Source organism: Neobacillus phoenicis, from assembly GCF_047302305.1.
Taxonomy (GTDB): domain Bacteria; phylum Bacillota; class Bacilli; order Bacillales; family Cytobacillaceae; genus Neobacillus.
Window position 1 is genome coordinate 3,378,376 of record NZ_CP154847.1, and the last position, 25,631, is coordinate 3,404,006.

Consider the following 25,631-nt stretch of genomic DNA (forward strand, 5'->3'; position numbering starts at 1 on the left):
AAGCAGTAGACATAAAAAGAAGCACTGCCTCACAACTGAGCAGTGCTTCTTTTTACTATTTATTTCTTTCTACGTAATGCCAATACAAATGCAGCTAGTGATAAGATAACTGATACGATTGATAATACTAGAGGTAAATTATTTGGCGTGTTCTCAACATCCGTTGTTTTTTCGTCATCTTTGTGAGTGTCTTCAGTTGTAGCTTGATGATGATCAGCTGTTGATGCCCCTACAACAATATCTGTAATAGAATGTGGGGTATCTGCGCCTTCATCCCCTGTCCATTCAACGATACTACCATCTTTATAGTACTGAAAAGCATCCCATGCAGCCTTTGTTGCCTTTTCTGGGTTTTTCGCAACAAAGGTAAACTGTTGAAATTGTCCTGGTAGTATTCCTTCACCTGTAGACTCAAATGTGATTGATTTAACTTTTCCATTGGCATCCTTATCAGCAGTATAGGTCCAATCTGGTACGGGCTGATAGGACATAATTTCTACCCCTTCAGGTGCTTTTAAGGTAAATTTAGTTGTAGGTATTTCTTTTTCAACTGGAACCTTAACCGTATAGGTTTCCCATGCCCCTGTTGTAGATGTTTTTGGTGTCACCGTAACATGTGCACTAGCCACGCTTGTGAACAAAAATAAGCCTAAAACCGTTGGTAGAAATACTTTTGAAATCTTTTTCATTGTTTTTTTCATTATACTTTCTCCTCTATGTTGTTGTTTAATTACTACCTACTAGGACCTTGAAATGAGTATCGAGGGTTTCTAAGTCATTGGTTAGGACATGGACTTTTACGTTCCATTGACCAGACATGTTAAAATTCAACCCTTTTGTTCCATATTTACCATCACTGATCTTATCTACAATTTTAGAATCTTCACCCATATCCATTTCTAATGATGTAAAAGTAAGTGTTACTTGTTCAATATTCGAAATGGGCTTACCCTTTTCGTCCTTCAACCATACTACGAAAGAGTTTTCTCCAATCACGTTTGGAGTCGCCACAAATGTAATTCTAGTTCCCTGTTGAATGGTCTTTGTTTCCTTAAATGGCCCAGGAGAGGCCATTGCAGTTGGTAAATTTGTTAATAAAACAGAAAGTCCCAAAACGATTAGTCCTGGTGTTAACTCACCCCATAAGGTTGATCTCCATCCTGTTTCCCTACGCCTCTTTCCTTTTAAAAAGTTTGCCATCGCAAAAATGATCATCATAAGAAATAGAAGGATTTTACCTGACAATACTCTTCCGTAATCAGTTGAAACAAGCGTTCTAAGATTAGGAATGAATGAAAGACTGCTCATAAAGCCTGTTGTTGCTAGAACAATTACAAGCACTATTCCCCATTTGGAAAACCTTTTTATGGTGTCTATAAACAAATTCTTAGTTTCCATCTTTTTGCTTAAAGGAATCAAAGTTGCTAAAGTCAGTAAACTACCAATCCAGATGGAGGCGGATAATAAATGAAGGAAATCCAAGGAAATACTGAAAAACATATTTGTTGATGCTGCCGCATGACTGGTAAAGGACTTAGATAATAAAAGTCCTACTCCAAGAATAAGAGTGCTCCAAAGTAATATTAGTTTATCCAATCTTTTCTTTATAACCAGATAGGTGGATATAAAAAGAAAAAACAACCCATCGATCTGGATGATCCACGTTTTTCCAAAGAGAGTGTTCTCTATCATTTCTCTTAACACTGGGATACTAAGAACCTCACTCCAGGGTAAACCTGATTCTATAGTAGCCTGTAACGGTAAATTCAAAAGAATACTTAAAGTTAAAGTCAGGAACGAAAACTTGACTATTTTGCTAACAGCATCCTTCACCCATAAATCTGTTACTAATTCCTTTTGTAAAATAAACATGTAAAAAAAGAGTGCTCCAACCAAACATGCATTACTTACATATTGAAGCCAGCGAATGCTGAGAAGGTCCCATTCAGGCGTATATCCCTTTGACTCCTGATTGATGTCGGAGCTCTCTTGATTGTTCCCTTCCTCCCCTATCTGAAAGGGAATCACCCCTTGAACAGGATGACCATCACTAGAAACAACCCTCCATTGTATCCGGTAAGTACCGTTTGGAAGATTATCTTTTAGGTCACATTCGATAACGGATGAATTTTTCGTATCAATATGCCCGTTTTTTTGATCTACACGATTCCCTTCTGAATCAAACACTTCAATCGAATGATATGACGGCTGTATCGGTTCATCAAACTCAATCGTCACATTCTCTGGTGGCTTTGAGAGTGTCTCATTTTCAGAAGGTGTTGATTTTTTTATGTAAGCATGAGCGGAAGGAAAGGAAGGATACAAAAATAGAAAAAGATAAAATATGAGAGCAAAAACAATGCCGTTTTTTTTGAAACTCAATCTAGCACGTCCTCTCTCTATTTATTGCACCCACAACCAAAATCTCCACTCATTCTTTTCGAAATCTCTTCTACTGCTTGCTCAAACCGAAATATTATTCCCCCAAAACCCTTTTGAAATTGCTGAGCATATTTTAATGAATCAAAGGTGAGAACCTGTGGTTGGCAGCAGTTTAAATTAAAATCTGCGTCTAGTAGAAAATAGGCCAATTTTGCACTAATCGTTGTATTTTGAAGGAAGTCACGACAAATAATTTGAGACACATTTTTTTCAATATCTTTGTATCGTAACAACCCACAATGAGGGCAGCAAAACTGCTCTACTGTTTGTTGGTTCGTGATAATTTGCATTGGGTGTCGGTTGTTCATTTCTTTTAAACAGTAGGTACAAGCATTTGGTGAGACATTCGCCAAACTAACTAACGATACGCCGCCGGATGTCTTGTTAATCTTATTTTCCTCTAGTAAGGGCTTAATATCCCGATACACTGTCATTTCGGATACATTTAAACGCTTACTAATTTCAGTAATTGAAAGTGTTCCTTCTTGGTTCAGCCAAGTTAATATTTGATTTTGTCTTTCAATTGGAAGCAAATTAGGACCTCCTCTTCTTCCTTAATCATTCCTTCACAATAATACATTAAGATATTTAAACAGCATTAACAAGATACAAATGTGAATTTCTTGTGAATTTTTTTGTTTTTTTCACGATTTTTCACAAAAATTAACACGTAGTAGTATGAGACAGGCTCCTCTTTTCATATATTGCTAAAAGTATAACTTTGAATTGAACTCTTTTATCATGAGGAATGAAGAAGGAAGGCGGAGCTATTATGTTACTTTGTGTTAGTATTATGTTCATTTTTCTACTTACTAGTTTGGTTGTCTACTATACATATATAAAAAGAAAACGCCTAAGTCCTATGGCTGCGATGATCATCAGTATGACTAGCTCTATGATGACGAGTGTAGCGTTAGGGACCTTCTTAGGGATTTTTGTACTTGAAAAGGATTTAACACTGCCCACGATGATAGCTGTATCCATTGGGATGTTTGTAGGGTATATCACAGGAAGACCCGTTTCTCTAATAGCTTCGTTAGAGGGAATTACTGCTGGGGTCATGGGGGGAATGATGGGCGCCATGTTAGGGGTTATGGTACCGCCCAATCATACTGAGGTCATTATATGCTTTATTGATGTTGTGTATTTATTGGTGAACATAGTCTTGTTTCGTGTAATTGCTGAGGAAACCAATTCAAGTAAAACTATAAGTAAGTTGTTAAAAGTCAGTTACGTATTGGTATGGATTGGATTTCTTGTTTGGCTAAATTTCCACTTCTTTTTCAATTGAGAGTATGAAGTCATATAATCTACATAAATTTCCCAACCACTCTATAAGACTCTTTTTTTCCTTTCAAATATATGTAAAAAGAATCATTTTTTGTTTTTTCAGAAAAATCGGATAACCCTATATTCAAATCATGTGACTAATAAAATATAATTCTAGAGAAATACAAAAATTTGAAAGGTGGGTAGTTTATGAAAGCATTAAAATCTATCATTATCTGGGGGATTGTTTCGGCACTTGTGCAGCCGGCTTTGCCGTCATATCAGAACCTGAATCACTTTCGAATACTTCGAACTCTTTAAATAAAATAAAAGGCAACACTGGTACATGCAAGAAAAGTGGTTACATAAGAAAGAGTACCCAACATAAAAAACGTAAGGTACTCTATCATTTAAATTTTAAAGTTATCTTAAGCGTGGATCATTGGGATTTCCAGAAGTAAGCGCAGCATTGGATAGTTCATTTGTCGTCATATTTCTTCCTGTAAGGTTATCCTCATTAATCGTATCTAACTGGCCATCTCCAACGCTGGTTATTCGGCGTTCAACAAGGACAAGAATTTTACCTTCTTTAACATAACCCTCATAACGATCTGCTTCATCCTCTTCGAAGCCCATACCAACTAATGCGCCAGCCAACCCACCAACTCCTGCGCCGACTGCTGCACCGGTTAAAGTGGCTGCTATTGGTCCAGCTGCTACGAATGGTCCAATGCCTGGTATCGCGAGTGCACCCACACCAGCGAGTAGTCCGACAAGTCCACCAAGCGCCCCGCCTGTTGCTGCTCCTGCAAGTAGATCGTCTTCTGTTTTCGTACCAGTCGCATCATTTATTTCGTTTACTTTGTCATTGTTTGCTCCAATAACCGATATATCCTCTGCAGCGTATCCCTGACGTTTTAGGTCTTCAACCGCCTTTATAGCCTCATGTTCCGTATCATAAACTCCCACCAAGTGCTTTTCATGTTCGTACATTGAAATTCCTCCTTTGAATGAGTGTCCTTATTTAACTACCCACCACTCCGAGGAACGAAACATTTGTTTATCCCATTTTTTAATTGTCATGATTAAACTATTCGGAACGAAATAAAGGTAACTGCGTAAATATACAATGAGGTGATCATATGGGAGAATTAGTTCCCTTTCCAACTCCAAAAATTAAATTAACAGAACAAGAAACCATAGAATTCTTAAAAATAAAAGAAAATATTAAACAAGCACAAACCTTGAGAGAAATTCAGTTCTGTAAAAAGCAAGTAAAAGACTTTTTGAAACGAGTTACAGAAAGGTACAACGGAGAAATACGATAATTTATTTCTCTTTTTTTCTCCATTCGTATACGTATAGAAAGAATAAACTTTTTTGTATAATTTTTTGTTAAAATCGAAAAATAGGAATGGAATACTTTGGAGTAATCCGACCAAAAGAGACAAGAGGAGAACAATATGTCCCTTGAATTTAAATATTGGAAATGGATTTTTCTAATCATTTCAATTTTGATTTTTAATATAGTTGCATTAAAAATGAAAAAACGGTTACCAAATACTGTAATCTATTCAACAATTTTTTTTGCGTTGTGTATTCAACAATATTTTGATTCTTATGCCACGTATTTTTTTAAGGCATGGGGATTTTTTTCATTGGATACGGCAGATTTCCGTTCACTATTAGTGAAATGGGGGATCTATCCAGCCGCAATTGTTTTGATAATTAATTGGTACCCTTATAAATCATCAATGTTGATGAAGTTTTGTTATCTTATGGGATGGTCAGTTTTTTCTACTGCCTTTGAATGGGTGACATTAAAATTAGGTATTCTTTGGCATATCCATTGGAACTTATTTTATTCCTTTATTATATATCCAATTATTTATTACCTATTTTTAATTCATCACGTAAAGTTTTACCATTGGTTAATACGAAAGGAAAGAAGTTAAAGATAACTAAAAAAACTCAGTCCAACTTTTGTCTTAGATACTCTTCAAAAGTAACTCTTCCTATTTGTCTCATGTTGTTCGTATTTTTTCCATTTAATAGAGATTTATAAAGCTTCCCTGGTAAAGCAATGCTTACAATTTTATTTGGCTCATTATTTACATTAATCTTGAGATTCGCCATCTCGCTTAAAGACATAATTTCGGGTCCACCAAAGTCATCAACTCTTCCCTGAGGACCCTTCTCTATTAATCCTATTAAATGATTGGCGAAATCACCTACATCCACACTTTGAAATTTAATACTTCCTGGAATGATATATCGTTTAAATAGAGGTTTCGATAAAAGCAAATGATCAACAAAGCCGTGGAATTGAGTTGCCCTAACTATTGTATAAGGAATAGAACTGTTCTTTAATAGGTCTTCAGCTTCGCATTTCAGTTTGTAATATTTAAATGGTATTTCTTCAATACCCACAATGGAGGGATAAATAAAATGTTTGATGTGCTCAAGCTTCGTTAAAAGGTTTTCTAACCCTGATACATCTATACGTCTTGCATTTTTCAAGGGACTTGTTGCTGCGTGAATAACTACCTCTACATTCTTTACCGCTTCATCTAAACCATCCCCAGAAAACAAATCACTATAAACCCAATCAAACTGTCCGGGGGTTTCAGGTTTTCTTCTCGATGTTAGTTTTACATCATAATTAAGACTTGTTAATTGATTTATTAAAGCGGTACCCAACACTCCAGTTGAACCTGTTATTAATATTTTCAAATGAATCCCTCTTTCACTTAAATGACTATTGTAATGTAATATTCACAAAAGGTTAACTTTATTCAACTGAGGGAACCGCTGTTTGTACAAAAAAATATATTTCTCTTTTTTAAAATCATCCTTCGGTAAATCTGCCCTTTCCTTTACTAGTTCTAAATTTTTGTTGTTTCTTATATCTATCGTTTGCTATGAATACGCCTGCTAAAATAAGCAAAGCACCCACATAACCTTGTAGCCCCATATTCTCATGTAAAAAGATGAATGCAAAAATGGCTGAAAAAATGGGTTCGAGCGAAAAAAGAAAGCCAGTACTTTCGGGTGTGGTATACTTTTGTGCAATTGGCTGCATGACAAAACCATACGCAGAGCTAATAAGTGCTAAACCAAGTATTGCAGACCAATGAATCACTCCTTCTGGTAATACAGGTGATTCAAAAATAAACGTGCCTATTGTTGCATATAATGCTGCAAATCCCAGTTGATAAATCCCAAGTTGTAAGGTATTTACCAACAATCACACTGTATTTCAATGTTATAGCATCTACTAGAATTACTTTTTTATAGAAGATCGCCATCATCACGATAAATGCTATGCCAAATCGCAAAGCAATAATGGTTAATGGAGAAATGGTATCCACACACAGCTTCATGAAGATATAAGATGTCCCCCACCCCATAGAAACAGTAGCAAGAATTAGGTTTGCTTGTTTTTGAGTCATTATTATTGTCCGTTCTTCTTTTATTTTGTTAATTCTTTAACTATTATTTTATGTTTAATATATGAAAAGTTTCTAAAGATAATAGGCTAAACATTACTCCTAAAATAAAGAAAATTAGTGCAGAACCTCTCTTTTTCAAGATATAATTTTCAATTCCTGTTAAAAACCAATATAATGCAACAATACCTTGAAAAATTCCTAGATAGAAAAAATCGACACCTTCTTTAACTCTAAAAACAAGGATACCAATGATAAAAATTGGGATTAACAAAAGTAACTGAATAATTACTATTTGTTTAATTCTATTCTTAAATAAGAATTTCATTGTACACACTCCGGAAAAGTAGTATTTAAATATTGCCTAATATACATTATTCTGACACCCGACGATTCTGTCATGAATTAATACTAAATCCAAAAACTTCCTCAAACCCTTCTCGTCCCTTATTTGTTATCTTAAGTGCCCGAGTTGATGGCATTCGCTCAAGCCAATTATTTTCAAGTGTAAATAATAAAATTGCATTTCCAAGAGAGCCTGCTAAATGAAATCTTCTTTCACTCCAATCAAGACACTTACATGAAAACGATCGCCTTTTTTTCCTAATATGTTGAATATCTATTCCGATTGTAGTTAAAAAACTTTCCCCTTGTGGAGTTAATTCGAAATCGTGCTCACCTGAATCACATATAAAGTTTTTATTAAATAGTGAATTAGTTACTCCAACCCCTAACGAACCAGCTAGATGATCATAACAAGTTCTCGCAAGGTGTATTTCTTTATTTCGTGATACTTCTCTAAATGAGTTAGGTTTTCTTTCCGGTGTTAAACATAGTAAAGATTCCAAAACCTTAGCTACTTCAGCATTGGAAAGTGAAAGGTATTTATGCCTTCCCAATTTTTCAGATTTAACAATACCTTTTTCCATCATCTTAGACAAATGAAAGCTTGCTGTTTGAGGAGTTATTTTTGAAGCCATCGCCAATTCCGAAACTGTATATTTTCTTCCGTCCAATAAAGTTAATAACATCGTTGAACGTGATTGCTCACTAATTATTGTGGCTACTTCTGAAACTAGCGGATCAAAATTCATGTCTATACCTCCAAATATGTAATCCATACTTCGATGATAATCGTTTCATTCATATTTTACAATTAAGGTGAAACTTACCACAGGAGGAATGAAGATGAACTCACTTGATTTATTTTTATTAGACTATAAAGAATGCAGACGCCGTTTTTTAATCACTGCAGCTGCTTTTCCAGATGAATTACTTACATGGAGACCTGATAAAGACGCTTTATCTGTTGGTGAAACCATTCGTCATGTGTTACTTCATGATCTTGGTTGGTTAATGATTTTAAAGGATAATAGGTTACCAACCGACGAAGAACTAAGTGGTTTATGGGAAGTGCCTTACACGAATCTTCAAGATGAAGTAGACAGAGCTTCGGTATATTATGAGGAGTTTATAAATTATGTATCTTCTCTAAATATTAATGATCTTGGAACAAAATATATTAACTGGCCACATAAACCAATTAGTAGAACTTTAGGAGATACGTTAGAGCGGAAATCATATCATGATGCAGTCCACACAGGGCAACTTTTACAATACTTAAGAATGTTACATATAGACCGTCCTTTGATATGGGACTAAATGAAAAGCGTGAAGGCAAGAGACCTTCCTTTCCACCTATTCTTCACTAAATGTTCAAAAAGATAACACTTGTTATTTGCATCACACCTTCCTTTTATTAACGATTGTACAATCGATATGAATTCGTTGAAAGAAAGGAGGTTAATATTTTGTTAAATTTATTGATTTTCGTTTTAATCGCCATTACTTTGGTTTTGGTAAGTATTTTTGTGGGTGTGCTGATGGATCTACATAAAAAAGAAATAGAAGAAAAAAGAGTGCAGTAAGAGATGGAATGGAAGGTTACCTTGATCAAACGTTTGGATTTGGTACGGTTAAAGTATATAAATTAATCGTGGATGCTGAAGGCAATGTCAGATACCTGGTATATTTGCCACAGTTGGAGTGGTTCAAAACGCCAACTTATAAATGGTATGAAGTGTATGCAACCCAAAGCGGTTTTCAGCACATTGAAGTAGAAAGATAATGTCAATTGTATATACACAGAAAACCCTAGAGTATTTCCTCTAGGGTCATCTCTTTTCTATTATGATTAATTAATGGACACGAATGATTTCGTAAATATCTTCATCATGGTGTACTCTTGTATGCTTGGATTCAATACGTTCAAATTCATCCAACTCGTCTATTGTTTCTCCAAACCACCAGTTTTTGATTTCAAACAAGATTTCAGTAAGCATCGTTAGTTCCTCCCATGTATGGTTGTTGAATAAGTTATACTCTTATTATACATGTGAATCACTTCACATAAAAGCGCTTACACAAAAGGCGGAATAGCAAAATAATACCGAAAAGCAAGATAATTTTGTAAGTATGTATTTATACTTTTATTAAACAAATATAGGGTGACATAGATGCGGTCACTCCCCTTCAAAACCATTTTTTTCCTTAAGTAAGTAGTTGATTATCAAAACTATTTTCAACATATTCTCTAATTTTCTTCCATTCCCCATTTTCTTGACGGAAGGTCTCAACAAAAAGTAATTTATTTTGTAGCATTTGTCCATCAAGTGAAAACCTTACCCAAAATATTGCAACACCTTCTTGCTGATGATTCATTTCAACTAGAACATCATCAAAGGACCATTGGGGATTTCTCCCCTCATACATTTTATATGCTTGTTTCCATCCTTCTTCAGCCTCTTCGTAGCCCGAGTCCGCAATACTTGATTCAGGATTCGCCCATCTAACCTTCAAATCCTTAGAAGAGTGACTTGCAATTCTTCTTGCATCCAGACTGTTCCAAGAAGCTCGATATTCTACTAAAAACTCTTTAAAATCTGCTAAAAATGATTGTTTCATCTGTACTCTCCTAAAATTTGATATTTTTCTATTAAAATAATTGCTCCCTAAAGAAAGTTATTGGATAGATTTTCTCATTTATTAAGGCGTCCGTTATTTGTTTGATAACGGGTGCATCGCGCAATACCTCATTATCTAATTCCTTTAGATCCATTAAGGTAATCCACTTGCTGTCTATAATTTCAGTCGCGTCAATCGTTAATGATCCACCAATAATCTCTCCGATAAAATGGAATAAAATAACTTGATGATTGGTATTACTAGTAAAATTGTATACTCCGGTTGATTTTACTAACTTAACATCAAATCCTGTTTCTTCTTTCACTTCACGACGTGCAGCAACCAGAATATCTTCGCCTTGTTCTATTCTTCCTGATGGAAAATTCCACTTATTCTGTGCGGTTGGTTTATTTTCTTTTATTATCAGCACTTCATTATCTTGAATAATCGACACGCTAACCACTAAAACGATTCCATTTTGCGTCATACTCTTCTCCCAAGTTTGAATACTTCTATCTTTTATTTCAACAAAACGAGTAATTCTCCTTCCTTAAATCTATTAACTTGCCAACTCTTTCCTCAATGGCATATATTAGAAAAAATAAAGAGTAAAGGAAGTAAGGTAAATGAGAATACCCGTCAAATTAAACGTAGGAGATGAAATTAGGATTGTTGCACCAAGTAGAAGTGCAGGAATATTATCAAAGGAAGGATTTGACCAAGCTAAGAAACGATTAGAAGATTTAGGTTTTATAGTAACCTTTGGTAAAAACATTTTGGAATCTGATTTACAAAACTCTTCATCTATTGAACAAAGGATTCAGGATATTCATGAAGCCTTCCAAGACCCAAAGGTGAAAGGCATTTTAACTGTAATTGGCGGGTTTAATAGTAATGAATTGTTACCTTTCTTAGACTATGAGTTAATCAAAAATAATCCAAAAGTATTTTGTGGTTATAGTGATATTACAGCGATTGGAACTGCAATTACAACCCAATCAGGGTTCATTACATATTCAGGGCCACATTTTTCAAGTTTTCAAATGGAAAAAGCACAGGAGTATCAAACCACTTTCTTTAAGAAATGTCTAATGCAATCAGAAGCATATTCAGTTGAAGTTTCACCAATTTGGAGTGACGATGCTTGGTATATTGATCAGGAAAATCGTCATTTTGAGGATGCAAACTGGAAAACATATAGTGAAGGTTCCGCGAAAGGTACATTATATGGTGGTAATTTATGTACATTGAATTTATTGCAAGGGACACCTTATATGCCTGTCATAAAGGATTGTGTCCTCTTTATTGAAGATGACGAATTGACCATTCCTGAGACGTTCGCACGTGACCTAACCTCCCTTTTACAGGTTGCTGGGAACATTAAGGCCTTGGTAGTTGGTAGATTCCAACGAGTTTCAAAGGTAACTGAAGAACAATTACTTTTTATATTAGATAAACATCCAATGTTAAAGGAAATCCCTGTTTTATATGATGTCGATTTTGGGCATACCCAACCTATTTTCACCTTTCCAATTGGTGGAGAAGTAGAAATTAACAGTACCAATAAAACTATTACTTTCACTAAATTTTAAGTTTAATCGTCATTATAAATGAAGTTGTAGACCATCAACAAATGTTGTTGATGGTCTACAAAAGATTTTACACATATTCTATAAAATGGTCTTTATTCAATAAAGGAACTGTTTGATATACATTTAAACGGCTACAATGGTCTAAATCAGTTTCAAATCCCCTTCCACGTAGTTCACGACCACTTCCACAATCCCAGATTAAATTATTGAGATTATCTATAGAATGTAGAAAAGAAATCATACAAAGTTCTGCCTCTGGAGATTTACTTCCTTCTAAATAACTAAGAATTGCGCCAGCGCCTAAATAGTCTTCAATTGCTGGCCGCAGAGTATCTTCGTATTCTCCACTGCCCTCCCATTGCTCACCACAAGGTATCACAGATATATTTGCTTTCGTTTGTTTTTGTAATTGATTAGCAGCAGCTGCCACTGATTCAGCATTAAGTAAAGAGCCAATTAAAAGGGCAGGAACTTGGGATGCAATCCATGTGCAGTAGGCCCCATTAAGCGAGGTTAATACATACTTTTTATTATTATGAGCTTTGCCAAAGGATACCGGTGATAAAGTGGGAGCCCCTATTTGTGCAGCCTCAGCTCTACCTAAGATAAACTCGCCACCAATTTTTGCTGCAAACTTTTTCCCATCTAAATTGCGTGGATAGGGATAGATGATTGCTCTGTTTCTTAAAGCAGTGATCACTGTGGATGAAAAACTTAAAACATCAACAATGATAATAATATCCCCTCTTTCAGCTGCCTCTCTCGCTCCACGCCGCCCCCATTCCACTCTACATTCATAAGGAGATTGATCAAAGAACATAAAACCACCCTTTCAATTTATTCAGTTAGGTTCCTATGTTCATTGATTTTATAGTAAATATAAAAAAAGAATAGACTTATATTTCAGTAAGTTGTAAAATTATGGTTGAAGTCTGTACAAAACACTCTTAATAAATTTTTAAATAGCAAATAGCAGTGGAATGGGATTCCACTGCTTTCTTTTTTCTTGAATTTTTTATAGCTTAAATCTTGTCATCTACCACTTTTTCTCATTTCATAAATACTCCGTTTAATCTGCTTCTCAACTTGTTGGAAAAAGGAGTCTAACCCTTTCGTTGCACCAGAATCTAATATACGCTTACCTGCTAATGCCAAGGCACCCGTTACCTCCGCATTAGCCTTACAGGTGATTTTTGAGCCTCCGTCAACATCCCTAATCACAAGATCAGCATTTCCTACAATCTCTCCAACGTTTCCTTTTCCATTTACTCGGAGTTGATAGGTTGAAGGCGATTTCTCATGTAGCCGAATTTCAATCATCATTACATCTTGGAGTGGGCCGATGTTCACATTCAACTCCGCATGATACACTCCTTTTGACGTTTCGACAAACGACTTACAGCCAGGCAAAGCATTCTGTAATACCTTTTCATTTTTTATTAACTTCCAAACAATATTCCTTGGCAACCCAAAACGATACTCGTATGTGATGTTCATTGGTCCTCCCCCAATCAATAACCATTTTTCATCCGTTACCATTCCCATTCAATTATTCATATTCATGAACAAATGAAGGTGTTAATGTTTTTCATATAAAAGATTCACCGTTTTGTCTTTCATAGTTTGTATGAAAGACAGTTTTCGGCCTTCTCCTGCTGTTTTTGTCCTTCATCACCAATTTTCGGCCTTCTCCAACTAATTTTGTCCTTCATTGCCTGTATGAAGGACAGATTTTGCTCCTCTCCAGCTAATTTTGTCCTTCATCACCTGTATGAAGGACAGTTTCTTTCCTTCTCCAACTTATTTTGTCCTTCATCACCTGTATGAAAGACATTTTTCGGCCTTCTCCAGTTGATTTTGTCCTTCATCACCTGTATGAAGGACAGTTTCTTTCCTTCTCCAGCTGATTTTGTCCTTCATCACCTGTATGAAAGACAGTTTTCTTCCTTCTCCAACTAATTTTGTCCTTCATCACCCGTATGAAGGACAGTTTCTTTCCTTCTCCAGCTAATTTTGTCCTTCATCACCTGTATGAAAGACAGTTTTCTTCCTTCTCCAACTTATTTTGTCCTTCATCACCTGTATGAAAGACAGTTTTCGGCCTTCTCCAGTTGATTTTGTCCTTCATCACCTGTATGAAGGACAGTTTCTTTCCTTCTCCAGCTGATTTTGTCCTTCATCACCTGTATGAAAGACAGTTTTCTTCCTTCTCCAGCTGCTTTTGTCTTTCATCGAATATATGAAAGACATTTTTCTTTCTGACCCAATCAATTTTGTCCTTCACACCAACGAAAGCGCTTTCTTCCATTAACGCTTTAAAATAAAAAAATAAAATAATATTCAAACTATTGTGTTTATTAAAATAATATTCTATAATACTTTGCATTACGAAATATTATACAGAGGTGAGCACAATGAAAACGTTAGAAAAAATCAGTCAGTTTGTCGGCAATACTTTTGCCATCTGGGTGCTATTATTTGCTGCACTAGCATTTTTTTCGCCCGCAACCTTTACGTGGATCGCTCCACACATCTCATTATTATTAGGTATCATCATGTTTGGAATGGGCTTAACTCTATCAGCCAACGACTTTAAAGAAGTATTTAAGCGACCAAAGGATGTAGCCATTGGAGTGGTTGGTCAATTTCTAATCATGCCAATCCTTGCATTTTTATTAGCAAAGGGCTTAAATTTATCACCTGAAATAGCAGTTGGGGTTATTCTAGTCGGCTGCTGTCCTGGCGGAACTGCTTCAAACGTCATGACCTTTCTTTCTAAGGGAGATGTTGCCTTAAGTGTTACCATTACATCGATCACAACTCTTCTAGCTCCACTAGTTACACCTGCACTAATTTTATTACTTGCAAGCGAATGGATTCCTGTCGATCCCGGCGGCTTATTCCTATCAATTGTAAAAATCGTGCTATTCCCAATCATCCTAGGAGTAGTGGTAAAGCGGTTATTCAATAAACAAGCCCAAGCTAGCGTAAAGGTTTTACCACTTGTCTCTATCATTGCAATCGTCGCGATTGTCACAGCTGTAGTATCAGTCAGCCAGCAGGCCATTGCTAAGACAGGCTTAATCATTTTTGCAGTAGTCGTTTTACATAATTGCCTTGGGTATTTATTAGGTTATACATTTGGAAAGATATTCAAAATGGATTTATCTAAGAAAAAAGCGGTGGCCATCGAGGTTGGGATGCAAAACTCTGGTTTAGGTGCAGCCATTGCAGCAGCACACTTCTCTCCACTATCAGCTGTACCAAGTGCCATTTTCAGTGTATGGCATAATATCTCTGGGCCAATCTTAGCAACTATCTTCAGCCGAATGAAAGATGACAAAGATTCAACAACAATTAATGCAAACCAAACCTTAGCAAAATAGCTTTCTATAAAAACCGTCTTCTTATTTTAGGGAAGGTGGTTTTTTACTTTTGGAAATCACCCCCTAAACAATTCTCCTTTTAACCTTGTTATAATAGTGTTAATCAAGGAGTGTTTCTTATGAAAATAGTAAAATATCTTTTTATATTTGTTTTGATTATGGGTCTTGGCATTTCTACATGGGTTTATTACCCTCAGTACCAAATATACAAAATGAAAAAACAATCTACAGTTGCTGTTAGCCATAAATCTAACCAAATCACCTATCTCCATTATTTTCAAAATGCTAAAACACCTGGACTGCACCATTTGGCTATCGGAGATTCGATTATTCGCGGGGTCGGTGCTGGCCAGGATGAAAACTTTGTTAGTCAGTTTTCAACCAAATTAGCTCAAAAGACAAAAAAAGAAATTACCTTTGAAAATCAAGGTATTAATGGGATTACTAGTGGTGAACTAAACGATCTTGTTCAGGAAGGTCGATTTGACGAATCGATTAAACAAGCGGATATTATTACCATCAATGTTGGCGGCAATGATATTCTCCGAATGGCCAAGGGTCAAAATTTTCGGACGGTTATTCAAGACTATGACCAGCTTCAAGCTTCTTTTTCCAAAAATTTGAGTGATATTTCTGATCGAATTTCTACTTTGAATCCGAAAGCTACCATTGTATTTCTAGAATTGTATAATCCCATCTCTCCTGATGATCAATTGTATACTCTTGCGGAAAAATTTCTGCCCAAATGGAATCTTCATATCTATGAAGTAGCTACCCATATTCCTGGATCCATCGTTATTGAAACAACAAAGGTTATTAATGGAGACCATTTACAAAACCTCTCCTCAGATGGTGTCCATCCAAATGTTGCTGGATATACCGCCATTTCCGAACAAATCTTGTATCAGTTGAAACATCAAGTTAGAAAAAGCTCAATATAAGACAATAAAATGAAGAGACCTATTCTTTTAAGAATGGGTCTCTTCACGTTATCTCAAAACTCAATATTAAATAGTAATCTTTGTCCCATCAAATTTTGTGAGGCTAAATCCTTCGAATTCCTCAGTATATGTGGTTCGGTAATCACGCAGGATTCCAATTGCTACCTCTTCTCCAAGCAGCATCCCATTGATTGCGCTACTACGGAAATGAACGCCAGCTGTATTTCGGCCAATCGCAATATTATAGGCAAGTTTGTTTAATTCTCCGCCAACTGTAAGCGTTCCATTATAAGATTCTAGCGAGAGGCCGTCTCTGCTCGCAACAACCGGCTCAGGAATAACAAATGATTCGTTAAAGAATGCTTTTAACATAGTCACCATTGCCCCAATAAAAGTGGCATGGCCGGATGGATATTCAGGATGTGTAGGACAACCTTCAGCAAATGCTTGAGGCAGCAGGTAAGTTTTATATTTTTCATAGGTTCTTAATAATGCATTTGAATTTAGTACTACCGGATGAATGGGATAGTTAGCGTCCCCCGTCATTTTGTGGTGAATTCGGCCACCGAACTCCTCCGGACGGATCCGTCGATGGACAAGCCATTTTTGGCACCAAGCGGCATCTAATGCAGGGCGAACAGCTCTTAGGACAAAGTCTAAAACATGCGCTGCCCCAAAGCTGGTAAATCCAACTTGAGTTTTAGATTTGAGGTATGGATTACCCGTATCCAATGCCTCAGGTCCGTAACTAAGAAGAATTAAACAAGGAGCTAGTCCACTTTCTAAGGAATAATCCTTGTGTACAAATTCTCCTAAGTCTCGGCCATTTCGAATATATCGTGGGGTGGAATCATAACTGTTACTGTTTGGGAGTGGTTTGCCCGTTTGAACAGCTAGCCAATCCTCATAGTTCGTTAAATGGTCATCTCCTGCTAGTGTTGTTTTATATTTTTGGACAATCTTCGTGGCAATAAAAGGAAAGTCTTTCCATAGAAACTGCGAAATATATGGTCCCTCCAAAGCTCCAGGGAACGCTTGTCTGAATAAAGTCTTAGGAGTTACTTGTCCATTCATTTTTGGCCCATGAAATTTTGTCAATGTAGAAAGTTCTTCTGCCGCAGCAATAGTTAGAGGATTGGTATGATAGTCATTAAAGGGGATATCACGTGTTAGTGCTTGCCAGTATAGCTCAACCATTTCAGATGCGAACTCTTCACTGTTAAAGTCCGGTGGTGGTGGGCAAACCATTTGGTGACTATCTGGTCCGACTAAATCAAATGAATAAGCGGCTTGGGGATTCACGAGTTTTCTCTCACCGCCAAGTGGGATCTTTTCAAACTCTTCATGGTCGCCTTCCTCTATTGCCTCAAGATATTTTTCATAAGCACGAAGGTCCACTTCACCGAGATTATTTTGCGGCAACGCTTTAATATAACTAGCAATTTTATTTGGATATCTCCTTTCATCCGCGTTACTGGGATGATCCACTTTAGAAAGCTGCTTGTAGTATATAGCTGTTTCATTTCGAATTTTAAAAGCTTTTTGAAGTCGTTTAGTAGATGAAAAAATACCCTTTAATTTTGCTTTCTTAAAACCCATTATTCTCACTCCTTTCATTATAAAATCAACATATTGTATGTTACATAAACCATTTGGAAACGGACAAACATACTGTTCATCATTCTAATCATGCATATATTTTTACTACATTACCCACCAATTTCTTGCTTCCAGTTATTTAGATGTTCTATTATTCTTAAACCTTTGTTAACAAAATGTAATATTCTTATAACACAGTTGATAGAATGATTTGTTAAAATATTGATACATTAAATAGTACGAACATTTTGAATATTATATAAAAATAACAGAATTAATTGAAAGTGGTGATGTTAGTTGATCAGAAAGATGTTAATCACATTGAGTTTGGCCATTGTGCTAATAGCTGCTGGTAACGAATTTTCCATACATAGAGTTCATGCCGAATCGTTAACGAACCTACAAAATCAAACCATTCCATCGCAGTCAACTCCTCCTATAAGCCCATCAACAGTTAAAACAGAAATTCCAAACTCTCAAGGAAACAAAGTCAATGCAGAGGAACAAATGAAGCGCGTTTACGAGGCGATTCAAGCCAATAATATCGAGATACTGAAGAACGAAAACTATAGTAAACTAACAAAAGCTGAAGTGGAAAAACTTGAAAAAGAAACGAAGGCTTTAAAAGATAGTATGGAAAAACGGAAGGATATTTTAAAGGAGCGCGCTCTTTCCTATCAGCATACTGATATGCATGTCTCCTATCTTGATGTGCTGCTTGGTTCTACTAGTTTAAGTGATTTGGTGGAACGGGTTGGTGCAGTTGCAGTCATCGCAGAAGCCGACCGAACTCTTTTGGAGCAGCAGGAAAAGGAACAGCAGGAATTGGATAGTAATAAAATTGCTCTAGAAAAAAAACTTACTGTACTGGCTAATCTAAAAAACAACTTAGAGACGTTAAAAACTCACCTAATCAAACAAAAGAACGAATATATTTTGTTAAATAAACAGGTTAAAGAGGAATCGAGAAAAAAAGATGTTGCTCAAACCTACATAAATGTTTTTCCTAGCAAATCAAATGATTACATAAGTACGGTCATTAACGCAGGCAAGAAGTATATTGGGAACTCGAAATATGTTTTTGGCGGCGGCAGAAGTGCTAGTGATATTGCTCGGGGTAGATTTGATTGTTCTGGCTTTGTGCATTGGGCTTTTGCGCAGGCGGGGGTTAAAATTGGCAGTACTACATCCTCAATTAGAAATGATGGCAGGAAGATTTCCCCTCAGGAAATGCAGCCGGGGGATCTCGTGTTCTTTGATACGTATAAGAAAGACGGACATGTCGGTATCTATATCGGCGATGGGAAGTTTATCGGTTCTCAAAACTCAACCGGTGTTGCCATCGCAGATATGACTCAAGGATATTGGAAAAATACCTTTAAAGGACGGGTTGTGCGGATTTAATTTTGTGTTGAAACTGATACGCGACCGGGGGCTCTAATTTGGTTCACTGCGGTCGCGTAATCTTTCTTACTTTTAAAGAGATTCCTTCAAGGTTAAAGATGACACTTTTCTTTTGTTAAAAACACCAAACACATGACAGATTTTAAAAAAGCCCACAATTAGAAGAATAACAGCAAGTCCTATTACTACACTCGAAGCGTCTGGAACAAAATCAAATAAGAAAGACCAGGTAAAGCCTAGCATCTCTGGGAATTTCGCTAATATTGGAAAAATAATATTGACCATTAATGGGAAGATCCATTTTTTAAACATGCCAAATTTACCGCCACTAACACCAACCTGCCATTTCTTTATATTTTTAATATGAAAATAGAGCATTGCTGCTATAATTAACACCACAGCATCCATAATCATATATGTTTGATAATAACTTGTAGGTGAAATATGTGACGGCTCCTTACCAGCTAGGATGATCACAACCCCTTCAGCAATCTTCTCAATCATACCTGAAATAGTAAGTGAATTATTAATATTAGCTAACAATACAATACCGTATTTTTCATTCGGCATAATAATCATGGTTGAATGATAATTTGGCACTTCGCCTGAATGTCTAATGGATGGCAACCCATCGATTGGTGATTGGAACCAGCCCATTCCGTAAAAACTGTCCTTACCCATTATCGGTGCTTTCACACTTGGTTGATGCATCCTATCAATGCTTGATTTTGAGACAACTGTTTGATTCAAGTAGCTACCGTTATTCATTTGGACAATCAAAAAATGTGTCATATCCTCTGCACTGGAAATTAAATATCCAGCTGGAACATATCCCTTATCAAATGGTAGTTTATTTGGAATATTAAAACCAAACCAGGTTTGGTATCCTTCCGCTAAGCACCACTGTTCAGCCTTTGTTTGTGATGTAAAGCTATGATTCATCTGAAGCGGTGAAAAGATCTTCTTCTTAATAAACTCATCGTAAGGCCGATTTGTCACCGCTTCAATCATCTCACCTAATAGTTTGTAATTTTCATTGGAATATTCAAAAACATTTCCGATATGATCTTTATTCACTTTCAATGGCTTTCCCATCTTCTGGGGGGCACCGGAAATACCGCTTGTTTGGGTAAGAAGGTTTTCTACAGTAATTGAAGCAGGCACCTCTAACTCAGGTAAATATTTCTGAATTGGTGCATCTAAATCCAGCTTTCCCTCTTCCACTAGCTTCATCACTGCCATTGCCGTAAATGATTTTGAAGAAGAACCTAAAATAAAAGGTGTTTGTGGGGTGATAGTCCCTTCTTCACCATAGCCCTTAACATGGACAATTTGATTACCTTTGACCACTCCAAGTGAAAGTCCTGGTATATGGGCAGCTTTCATTTCCGTTCGAACATATTGATCTATTTGTTTTATTTTATCTCCTTCGTCCTTTGCCGCTGCCTGCCCAATAACTACTGGGAAAATTGAAAACCAACTAATTAAAACTAAAGTAATTATTTTTCTCATCATTCATGCTCCTCATTGTTAATTTCTTACTTTAGTGTAATGAGAATCCATGAAAAAAAGGAGGGTGATTTTTTCTCCCCTCCCCTACTTCCGACGTTTTAGTTTTCGCGAAATATTTTTCATATGTGTTCCAATTGTATCTAATGTGGTATGAAAATACTGTGCCATCTGTGGGCGTGTGTACCCTTCTTCCTTAAGGGTATATATATTTTTCTCCATCGGCGTGAGTGATTTTAAACGAATTTCACGAAGAATAGCCCCGGTTGCATTGGGATGCAAGGACACTTCGTTACGATAAGCCTCTCGTATACAATCCAAGATATCTAGAAAACTAGACTTATTCACATAATTGACAGCCCCGTACTCGATTGCTTTCACAATCGTATCCCGGTCACCTAAGGCTGTTAGCATAATAATTTTAATCCCTTTTCCCAAGCTGAAAATCTCGAACGTGGCCTCGATCCCATCCATATTATTTTCCGTCAAATTGATATCCATGAGAATGACATCCATTTCAATTTCCTTCGCTGCTTCAATAGCCTCTTCTTTTGTTGAAACAACCCTAACCACTTCCAAATCGGATTCCTTTTCAAGGTCATCAACAATTTCCCTTTGCCATCTTGGGTCATCTTCAACCAGCATGACTTTTATTTTTTTCAAACGTATTCACTCTCCGTATTCGTGTGGTGGTTTTCTTAAGCGGTATTCGAATCTGAATGGTTGTGCCCTTCCCCAGTTCCGAGTATGGAATCGAAAATGTTCCCCCGTGTTTATTGATAACATAATACACATAATAAAGGCCAACACTATGATGAGAAACTGTTTTCTTTGTTGTAAATAATGGAGTAATTACATCCTGTATATGCTCTGGATGAATCCCTTTTCCATTATCAGATACTTCTAAAACAGCAGATTCATGCCCTTTTCGGTAAAGGGAGATTCGTATTTTTCCATTTGAGTGTTCTATCGCTTCTGAGCAATTGGATAAAAGGTTCAAAATGCATTCTTTTACATGTAATGGGTCAATCTCTAAGTAGATGGAATCTTCTGCGTTCACTTCCAGTTCAATTGAATTACCTATCCCTGCTTGAAAGTTGGATACTGCTTCAAAAACAACCTCATTAAATGATTGATTACGAAGACTCAAGACCATATTGTCGGTTTTTTTCACTGCTAAAATCATTTCATTCATATGGGTTAACGATTCATCCATCAACTCGAAATTTTTCACGAGTAGGTCTCTTATCGAATCGTCTAACGAGGAAACAATCCGTTTGCTACGTTCATTTAGATAAAAAAGGCGGTTGATTTCATTTTTTAACGTATGCATAACCATGGAGTCGGCTTTCATTTTTAGTTCTATGGGGTCTTGTTGGAAAGTGAATGTCTCATAAATAAATTCTGATCCCTTTGCTAAGTACCGTTTAAGTAAAATGGCGGTAAGACAAAAGGTGAATACAAGTAATCCCCAAGTAGTGGTCTGCGATGGAGAATAGTTTGATATTTTGATAGCTAAAGAGATATCAATGATTAGTGTGAGAATTAAACTGAGCAGACCGAAAGTGAAGATTTTCGCATCGTTATTGCCAGAATGAGCCTTTGAGATACTGCTGATAGCAATAAAAATTACGGTTGCAATGTTTAGAATGCTGTATGGAAAAAAGCTTGCTTCAAGACGAACTATGGATGAAAGGGATAGCAAGATGATCGTCCCCCAGCATAACAAATGTAGCTGCCATAATTTCTGATTGATTTTATGTAGGCCTTGTCCAAAAATTTGTTCGTAAAAAAGTAAGAAAAAAGTTCCCGCACCATAGGAGGCATATTTTAAAAAGGTTGAATATCCTTGGGCTTCATTTACTTGCCATACACCCAATAGGTTAATCGACATTGTTGTTAGGAACAATCCGAAGTACAAGAGATACGGATGGTTCTTCTTAGGTAATGAATATAGAAATAAAAGGATGAAAAAGACACTCAGGCTAAAGAAGACATATATTAATGACAGTTGGATATTCACAATTTTTAATTCTCCAAGTTTAATAGTATTTTCCATTATTATAGTGAATTTCCAAGGTTTGGACAAACCTTCCTTCTACATTGTAGATAAACACCTAAAAATTTTTAAAAAATGGAGGCTTTTTTATGGAAGCTGCATTTAATATATATGAAGGAGATGATGAGGTATGGCAGAGATAAATTTTCATCAACTTGCTCATGAACTATTAAAAAGAGAAGTTGAGGTTGTTACCCTTCAAGGGACTTTTACTGGAAGACTGCTTGAAGTTGGTCAAGATGTTATTGTGTTGGAGACAAGGGGCCGGATGCGTTCCACGTTAGTGGCTATTCGCATTGAAACCATTGTTGCTCTCTTCCGTGTAGAACACATGCAAAGAAGAGGTCCATTTGGCTTTAATCAAGATGAATTTGTAGACGATCGTGATCATGGTCATGGCCATGACCAAATGGAAAGTAGTGACCGTTAACACCTGTGATTTTAAAATAATCTTTTTAAGCAAGAGCAGTTAGCCTTTATCAACTGCTCTTGTTTTATTTTGCTAAATTACAATTGAAAGGTATAACAAGTTACCCCCTCAACTTGTTTAAAACCTTCTTGAATATATAAAGCTTTGGCCCTTTCATTTTCTGAGTTCACACACAGAATTGTCCTGTCATATGAAATTTGTTTGGCAAAGTGCAATAAATAACGTAGGAGGATCCGTCCCAACCCTTTTCCCTGGTATTCAGGCAGGATTACAATCGGACCAATATTCATAATCGGTGCATCTTCGTATTCATCAACGGACCCGCGAATGACTCCTACAGGTCGACCTTTGTGATAAAAAATTAAGGACGCCCCTTCAATATAATCATTATTTGCCATCATTTTCGCAACCATATCTGGCGTTTGTGGTGTTTCACTCCCCTTTAGATTGGCGAAGCCAGCGTTTCGAACCGTACACCATGCTTCTTCATCCACTCCTAATCGATAGGGGCGAATTTCAAAACCTTCCGGCACGGTGAACTCCGGTACCGCTTCATCACCTCTTACTAGTAAAAAAGTGTATCGCTCCGCCGTAAATTTCAATTGTTCCATAAACTTAGCCAATTTATCATTTGCAAACGGGACAAACAAAAAGACTTCATCCAAACCGGTTGTCTGCTTTACCATTTCCTGCATTAATAGGTTGTAGCTCTCGATATTTTCCACTTCTGAATGAAAAATCCTAAAACGCGCTTTCCTACCGCGTCGATGATAATCACTAATTATCAGTGAGGCAGCAGCGATTAATTCTCCCTCCTGATTAGTTAGGATGTAGGTCGGATTTTCCTCATTTGGTTGAAAGTTAGCTAGATGGTCGTCATACAAAAATGAATCATCTATTTCGGCTTTGTGTTTCTTACAATATGCAACAAAATCTGGTAATCTCTCATGGCTTAAATATTCTACTTTCATTTCTTGCACTCCCCTTTGTGCTGCAATCTTATTATTTTTCTAGTTCAAATTCCCGTTTTCCTGCTATTACTGAATCAGTTTTTTTAACATTACAGCCCGCGCATGTTAAAATAAGGGAATCTTAATGTTAACAGGGGGATTGGATTGGAAGAGTTTGTTTATGTTATAAGACCAAAGCGGGAACATTTTATTGAGACCATGACTGATGAAGAAAATGCAATAATGGGAAATCATTTTGATTATTTAAAAGAACTTTTAACACAGGAAAAACTAATCCTTGCAGGTCCATGCCTTGATGGCGCCATGGGAATTTGTATTTTTCGTTCAGAATCATGGGATGCTGCGCAGAAGATCATGGAGAATGATCCCGCAGTTGTTGAAGGTGTTATGAGTTGTGAATTACATAAATACCGTGTTTCCTTAATGGAAGGGCGGAAATAAATTTTTTAGACAGAAGGGGTTCCATTGACTAAAGACAACAAAATGCTTCGATTTTCCGTAACCTTGGCAGTAGCATTCATCGGTGGCCTTTTATTTACGGTCCTTCATACCCCGATTCCGTGGCTGTTGGGACCGATGACAGCAGTATTAATTGGAGCCAGATTTAGGAAGATAACGTTTTTCTGGCCGAGTTATATCCGTGATACGGGGTTAATACTTGTCGGATACTCGATTGGTCTTTCGTTTACGAAAGCGGCATTTTTACAAATTGTAGCTAAATTACCTTCTATGTTGCTAATGACCGTTTTACTGGTTACCTTTTGTGCTGGGATTGCCTTTGTGGTGTCTAAGCTTTCAGGAGTGGATTATCCCACAGTATTAACAGGGAGTATTCCGGGGGGCCTTTCACAGATGATTATTTTTGCCGAAGAGGTCAAGGGAATCGATATTACTACGGTTACCTTTCTGCAAGTAGCAAGGTTGTTAATGATTATTTTCTTTGTTCCCTTTCTTATCCTGGGGTCCTATTTTAACCATACACCTGTTCAGACAGGTGTTGATATTATTGAAAAAGGAATACCATTCACTGGACCTTTTTTCCCAACAGTAATCATGTTTGCTGTACTCTGTATTATTTGTGCTTTTTTAGCAAAAAAGCTTAAGTTTCCTACCCCATTTTTGTTAGGGCCGATTCTTGGAACAGCTATTGCTACGATTTCAGGTTTCCATGGGCCGTCATTATCACCTGTGGTTTTGGACGTGTCACAGTTTTTGATTGGCGGCTACATTGGATTGTTATTGAAGCCTGAAAAATTACAGCATAAGGCAAAGATTATTACTCTCGCACTCATTAGTGGGATGGTTATGATTTTGGGGTCGATTGGCTTAAGCATGCTTCTCGTGTCGTTTTACCATATTGCGCCGTCCACTAGTTTTTTGAGTTTGGCACCCGGGGGTATGGATCAAATGGGCATTCTCGCTCACGAGGTTCATGCTGATTTATCAATGGTAACAGGGTACCAGCTTTTTAGATTATTTTTTATCTATTTCGCGGTACCACCGTTGCTTAGAGTGTTTTTTAAGATTGGCTATCGTGGCTCTGTTCATTAGAATAGAGCTATTTTTTTACTTCTGCTTCTTCAACTAACGCCACCTATATATCTCAAAATTAATTA

The 25,631-nt window shown here is 36.7% G+C and carries 31 protein-coding genes; 12 read left to right on the forward strand and 19 right to left on the reverse strand.

The features are described from left to right. Nucleotides 1-59: 59 nt before the first annotated feature. From AA0X95_RS17455 to AA0X95_RS17465, 3 genes are read right to left on the reverse strand one after another with little or no spacing between them, the layout of a single operon-like run. The gene (locus tag AA0X95_RS17455; RefSeq protein WP_413300023.1) at nucleotides 60-701 is read right to left on the reverse strand and encodes a YcnI family protein; all 642 of its coding nucleotides are present in this window, start codon (nucleotides 699-701) and stop codon (nucleotides 60-62) included. A gap of 25 nt (nucleotides 702-726) precedes the next feature. Beyond that, a complete protein-coding gene (locus AA0X95_RS17460; protein ID WP_413300025.1) occupies nucleotides 727-2,382 on the reverse strand; it encodes a copper resistance CopC/CopD family protein in 1,656 nt (551 codons plus the stop codon). Nucleotides 2,383-2,399: 17 nt separating this feature from the next. After that, a complete protein-coding gene (locus tag AA0X95_RS17465; protein WP_413300027.1) occupies nucleotides 2,400-2,975 on the reverse strand; it encodes a DeoR family transcriptional regulator in 576 nt (191 codons plus the stop codon). A gap of 239 nt (nucleotides 2,976-3,214) precedes the next feature. Here AA0X95_RS17465 and AA0X95_RS17470 point away from each other — a divergent pair, with 239 nt between their 5' ends. Beyond that, nucleotides 3,215-3,733: a hypothetical protein gene (locus tag AA0X95_RS17470; protein ID WP_413300029.1), complete on the forward strand. Its 519-nt coding sequence runs from the start codon at nucleotides 3,215-3,217 to the stop codon at nucleotides 3,731-3,733. Nucleotides 3,734-4,134: 401 nt separating this feature from the next. Here AA0X95_RS17470 and AA0X95_RS17475 read toward each other — a convergent pair whose 3' ends face one another. Continuing rightward, nucleotides 4,135-4,704 (reverse strand): general stress protein, encoded by a 570-nt coding sequence (locus AA0X95_RS17475; protein ID WP_413300031.1) that lies wholly within the window; start codon nucleotides 4,702-4,704, stop codon nucleotides 4,135-4,137. A gap of 149 nt (nucleotides 4,705-4,853) precedes the next feature. On the opposite strand from AA0X95_RS17475, the gene AA0X95_RS17480 reads away from it, so the two are divergent. Together AA0X95_RS17480 and AA0X95_RS17485 are read left to right on the forward strand one after the other, a co-directional pair. Then, nucleotides 4,854-5,039, forward strand: a complete 186-nt coding sequence (locus AA0X95_RS17480; RefSeq protein ID WP_413300033.1) for a hypothetical protein — start codon at nucleotides 4,854-4,856, stop codon at nucleotides 5,037-5,039. A 135-nt stretch (nucleotides 5,040-5,174) separates the two neighbouring features. Further along, complete coding sequence (locus tag AA0X95_RS17485; RefSeq protein WP_413300035.1) at nucleotides 5,175-5,666, forward strand: CBO0543 family protein; 492 nt, start codon at nucleotides 5,175-5,177, stop codon at nucleotides 5,664-5,666. Nucleotides 5,667-5,682: 16 nt separating this feature from the next. Here the strand turns inward: AA0X95_RS17485 and AA0X95_RS17490 are convergent, their stop codons facing one another. The 5 genes from AA0X95_RS17490 to AA0X95_RS17510 all read right to left on the reverse strand — a co-directional run bounded on the left by AA0X95_RS17490 (nucleotide 5,683) and on the right by AA0X95_RS17510 (nucleotide 8,254). Next, nucleotides 5,683-6,444 carry an SDR family oxidoreductase gene (locus AA0X95_RS17490; RefSeq protein WP_413300037.1) on the reverse strand — a complete coding sequence of 254 codons (762 nt, stop codon included), beginning with the start codon at nucleotides 6,442-6,444 and terminating at the stop codon, nucleotides 5,683-5,685. A 115-nt stretch (nucleotides 6,445-6,559) separates the two neighbouring features. After that, a complete protein-coding gene (locus AA0X95_RS17495) occupies nucleotides 6,560-6,955 on the reverse strand; it encodes a DMT family transporter (RefSeq protein WP_413300039.1) in 396 nt (131 codons plus the stop codon). After that, on the reverse strand, nucleotides 6,876-7,163 hold the full coding sequence (locus tag AA0X95_RS17500) for an EamA family transporter (protein WP_413300041.1): 288 nt from the start codon (nucleotides 7,161-7,163) through the stop codon (nucleotides 6,876-6,878). Before AA0X95_RS17500 ends, AA0X95_RS17495 begins: the two co-directional genes overlap by 80 nt. 43 nt (nucleotides 7,164-7,206) lie before the next feature. Further along, nucleotides 7,207-7,488 (reverse strand): hypothetical protein, encoded by a 282-nt coding sequence (locus AA0X95_RS17505; protein ID WP_413300044.1) that lies wholly within the window; start codon nucleotides 7,486-7,488, stop codon nucleotides 7,207-7,209. Nucleotides 7,489-7,558: 70 nt separating this feature from the next. Continuing rightward, on the reverse strand, nucleotides 7,559-8,254 hold the full coding sequence (locus tag AA0X95_RS17510; RefSeq protein ID WP_413300046.1) for a helix-turn-helix domain-containing protein: 696 nt from the start codon (nucleotides 8,252-8,254) through the stop codon (nucleotides 7,559-7,561). Nucleotides 8,255-8,342: 88 nt separating this feature from the next. Here AA0X95_RS17510 and AA0X95_RS17515 point away from each other — a divergent pair, with 88 nt between their 5' ends. Continuing rightward, nucleotides 8,343-8,822, forward strand: a complete 480-nt coding sequence (locus tag AA0X95_RS17515; RefSeq protein ID WP_413300048.1) for a DinB family protein — start codon at nucleotides 8,343-8,345, stop codon at nucleotides 8,820-8,822. Between the two features lie 274 nt (nucleotides 8,823-9,096). Continuing rightward, nucleotides 9,097-9,288, forward strand: a complete 192-nt coding sequence (locus tag AA0X95_RS17520; RefSeq protein WP_413300050.1) for a hypothetical protein — start codon at nucleotides 9,097-9,099, stop codon at nucleotides 9,286-9,288. Between the two features lie 70 nt (nucleotides 9,289-9,358). On the opposite strand, the gene AA0X95_RS17525 is transcribed toward AA0X95_RS17520, so the two are convergent. From AA0X95_RS17525 to AA0X95_RS17535, 3 genes are all read right to left on the reverse strand, one after another. Beyond that, complete coding sequence (locus tag AA0X95_RS17525) at nucleotides 9,359-9,502, reverse strand: hypothetical protein (protein ID WP_413300052.1); 144 nt, start codon at nucleotides 9,500-9,502, stop codon at nucleotides 9,359-9,361. Between the two features lie 208 nt (nucleotides 9,503-9,710). After that, nucleotides 9,711-10,124, reverse strand: coding sequence for a hypothetical protein (locus AA0X95_RS17530; protein WP_413300054.1), 414 nt, complete (start codon nucleotides 10,122-10,124; stop codon nucleotides 9,711-9,713). 31 nt (nucleotides 10,125-10,155) lie between these two features. After that, the gene (locus AA0X95_RS17535) at nucleotides 10,156-10,611 is read right to left on the reverse strand and encodes an NUDIX hydrolase (protein WP_413300056.1); all 456 of its coding nucleotides are present in this window, start codon (nucleotides 10,609-10,611) and stop codon (nucleotides 10,156-10,158) included. 139 nt (nucleotides 10,612-10,750) lie between these two features. On the opposite strand from AA0X95_RS17535, the gene AA0X95_RS17540 reads away from it, so the two are divergent. Continuing rightward, nucleotides 10,751-11,716, forward strand: a complete 966-nt coding sequence (locus AA0X95_RS17540; protein WP_413300057.1) for a S66 peptidase family protein — start codon at nucleotides 10,751-10,753, stop codon at nucleotides 11,714-11,716. 67 nt (nucleotides 11,717-11,783) lie between these two features. Here AA0X95_RS17540 and AA0X95_RS17545 read toward each other — a convergent pair whose 3' ends face one another. Both AA0X95_RS17545 and AA0X95_RS17550 read right to left on the reverse strand, forming a co-directional pair. Next, nucleotides 11,784-12,536, reverse strand: a complete 753-nt coding sequence (locus AA0X95_RS17545; RefSeq protein WP_413300059.1) for a 2-phosphosulfolactate phosphatase — start codon at nucleotides 12,534-12,536, stop codon at nucleotides 11,784-11,786. A gap of 212 nt (nucleotides 12,537-12,748) precedes the next feature. Beyond that, nucleotides 12,749-13,213, reverse strand: a complete 465-nt coding sequence (locus AA0X95_RS17550) for a CoxG family protein (protein WP_413300061.1) — start codon at nucleotides 13,211-13,213, stop codon at nucleotides 12,749-12,751. Between the two features lie 917 nt (nucleotides 13,214-14,130). Here AA0X95_RS17550 and AA0X95_RS17555 point away from each other — a divergent pair. Together AA0X95_RS17555 and AA0X95_RS17560 are read left to right on the forward strand one after the other, a co-directional pair. After that, nucleotides 14,131-15,102: a bile acid:sodium symporter family protein gene (locus tag AA0X95_RS17555; RefSeq protein WP_413300063.1), complete on the forward strand. Its 972-nt coding sequence runs from the start codon at nucleotides 14,131-14,133 to the stop codon at nucleotides 15,100-15,102. A 119-nt stretch (nucleotides 15,103-15,221) separates the two neighbouring features. Beyond that, nucleotides 15,222-16,043: an SGNH/GDSL hydrolase family protein gene (locus tag AA0X95_RS17560; protein ID WP_413300065.1), complete on the forward strand. Its 822-nt coding sequence runs from the start codon at nucleotides 15,222-15,224 to the stop codon at nucleotides 16,041-16,043. A 66-nt stretch (nucleotides 16,044-16,109) separates the two neighbouring features. Here AA0X95_RS17560 and AA0X95_RS17565 read toward each other — a convergent pair whose 3' ends face one another. Further along, nucleotides 16,110-17,642 (reverse strand): vanadium-dependent haloperoxidase, encoded by a 1,533-nt coding sequence (locus AA0X95_RS17565; protein WP_413300067.1) that lies wholly within the window; start codon nucleotides 17,640-17,642, stop codon nucleotides 16,110-16,112. Nucleotides 17,643-17,939: 297 nt separating this feature from the next. Between AA0X95_RS17565 and AA0X95_RS17570 the strand changes: the two genes are divergently transcribed. Beyond that, entirely contained in the window at nucleotides 17,940-19,046 is a 1,107-nt protein-coding gene (locus tag AA0X95_RS17570; RefSeq protein ID WP_413300069.1) for an NlpC/P60 family protein, read from the forward strand. Between the two features lie 72 nt (nucleotides 19,047-19,118). Here AA0X95_RS17570 and AA0X95_RS17575 read toward each other — a convergent pair whose 3' ends face one another. The 3 genes from AA0X95_RS17575 to AA0X95_RS17585 form a co-directional block, all read right to left on the reverse strand. Then, nucleotides 19,119-20,561, reverse strand: a complete 1,443-nt coding sequence (locus tag AA0X95_RS17575; RefSeq protein ID WP_413300071.1) for a serine hydrolase domain-containing protein — start codon at nucleotides 20,559-20,561, stop codon at nucleotides 19,119-19,121. A gap of 81 nt (nucleotides 20,562-20,642) precedes the next feature. After that, nucleotides 20,643-21,218, reverse strand: a complete 576-nt coding sequence (locus tag AA0X95_RS17580; RefSeq protein WP_413300073.1) for a response regulator transcription factor — start codon at nucleotides 21,216-21,218, stop codon at nucleotides 20,643-20,645. Beyond that, a complete protein-coding gene (locus tag AA0X95_RS17585) occupies nucleotides 21,190-22,578 on the reverse strand; it encodes an ATP-binding protein (protein ID WP_413300075.1) in 1,389 nt (462 codons plus the stop codon). Before AA0X95_RS17585 ends, AA0X95_RS17580 begins: the two co-directional genes overlap by 29 nt. A 166-nt stretch (nucleotides 22,579-22,744) precedes the next feature. Between AA0X95_RS17585 and AA0X95_RS17590 the strand changes: the two genes are divergently transcribed. Continuing rightward, the gene (locus AA0X95_RS17590) at nucleotides 22,745-23,044 is read left to right on the forward strand and encodes a hypothetical protein (protein ID WP_413300077.1); all 300 of its coding nucleotides are present in this window, start codon (nucleotides 22,745-22,747) and stop codon (nucleotides 23,042-23,044) included. A gap of 77 nt (nucleotides 23,045-23,121) precedes the next feature. Here AA0X95_RS17590 and AA0X95_RS17595 read toward each other — a convergent pair whose 3' ends face one another. Next, complete coding sequence (locus tag AA0X95_RS17595; RefSeq protein WP_413300080.1) at nucleotides 23,122-24,015, reverse strand: GNAT family N-acetyltransferase; 894 nt, start codon at nucleotides 24,013-24,015, stop codon at nucleotides 23,122-23,124. A 144-nt stretch (nucleotides 24,016-24,159) separates the two neighbouring features. Here AA0X95_RS17595 and AA0X95_RS17600 point away from each other — a divergent pair, with 144 nt between their 5' ends. Continuing rightward, nucleotides 24,160-24,456, forward strand: a complete 297-nt coding sequence (locus AA0X95_RS17600) for a YciI family protein (RefSeq protein ID WP_413300082.1) — start codon at nucleotides 24,160-24,162, stop codon at nucleotides 24,454-24,456. Nucleotides 24,457-24,480: 24 nt separating this feature from the next. Then, entirely contained in the window at nucleotides 24,481-25,566 is a 1,086-nt protein-coding gene (locus AA0X95_RS17605) for an AbrB family transcriptional regulator (protein WP_413300084.1), read from the forward strand. Nucleotides 25,567-25,631 lie beyond the last annotated feature (65 nt).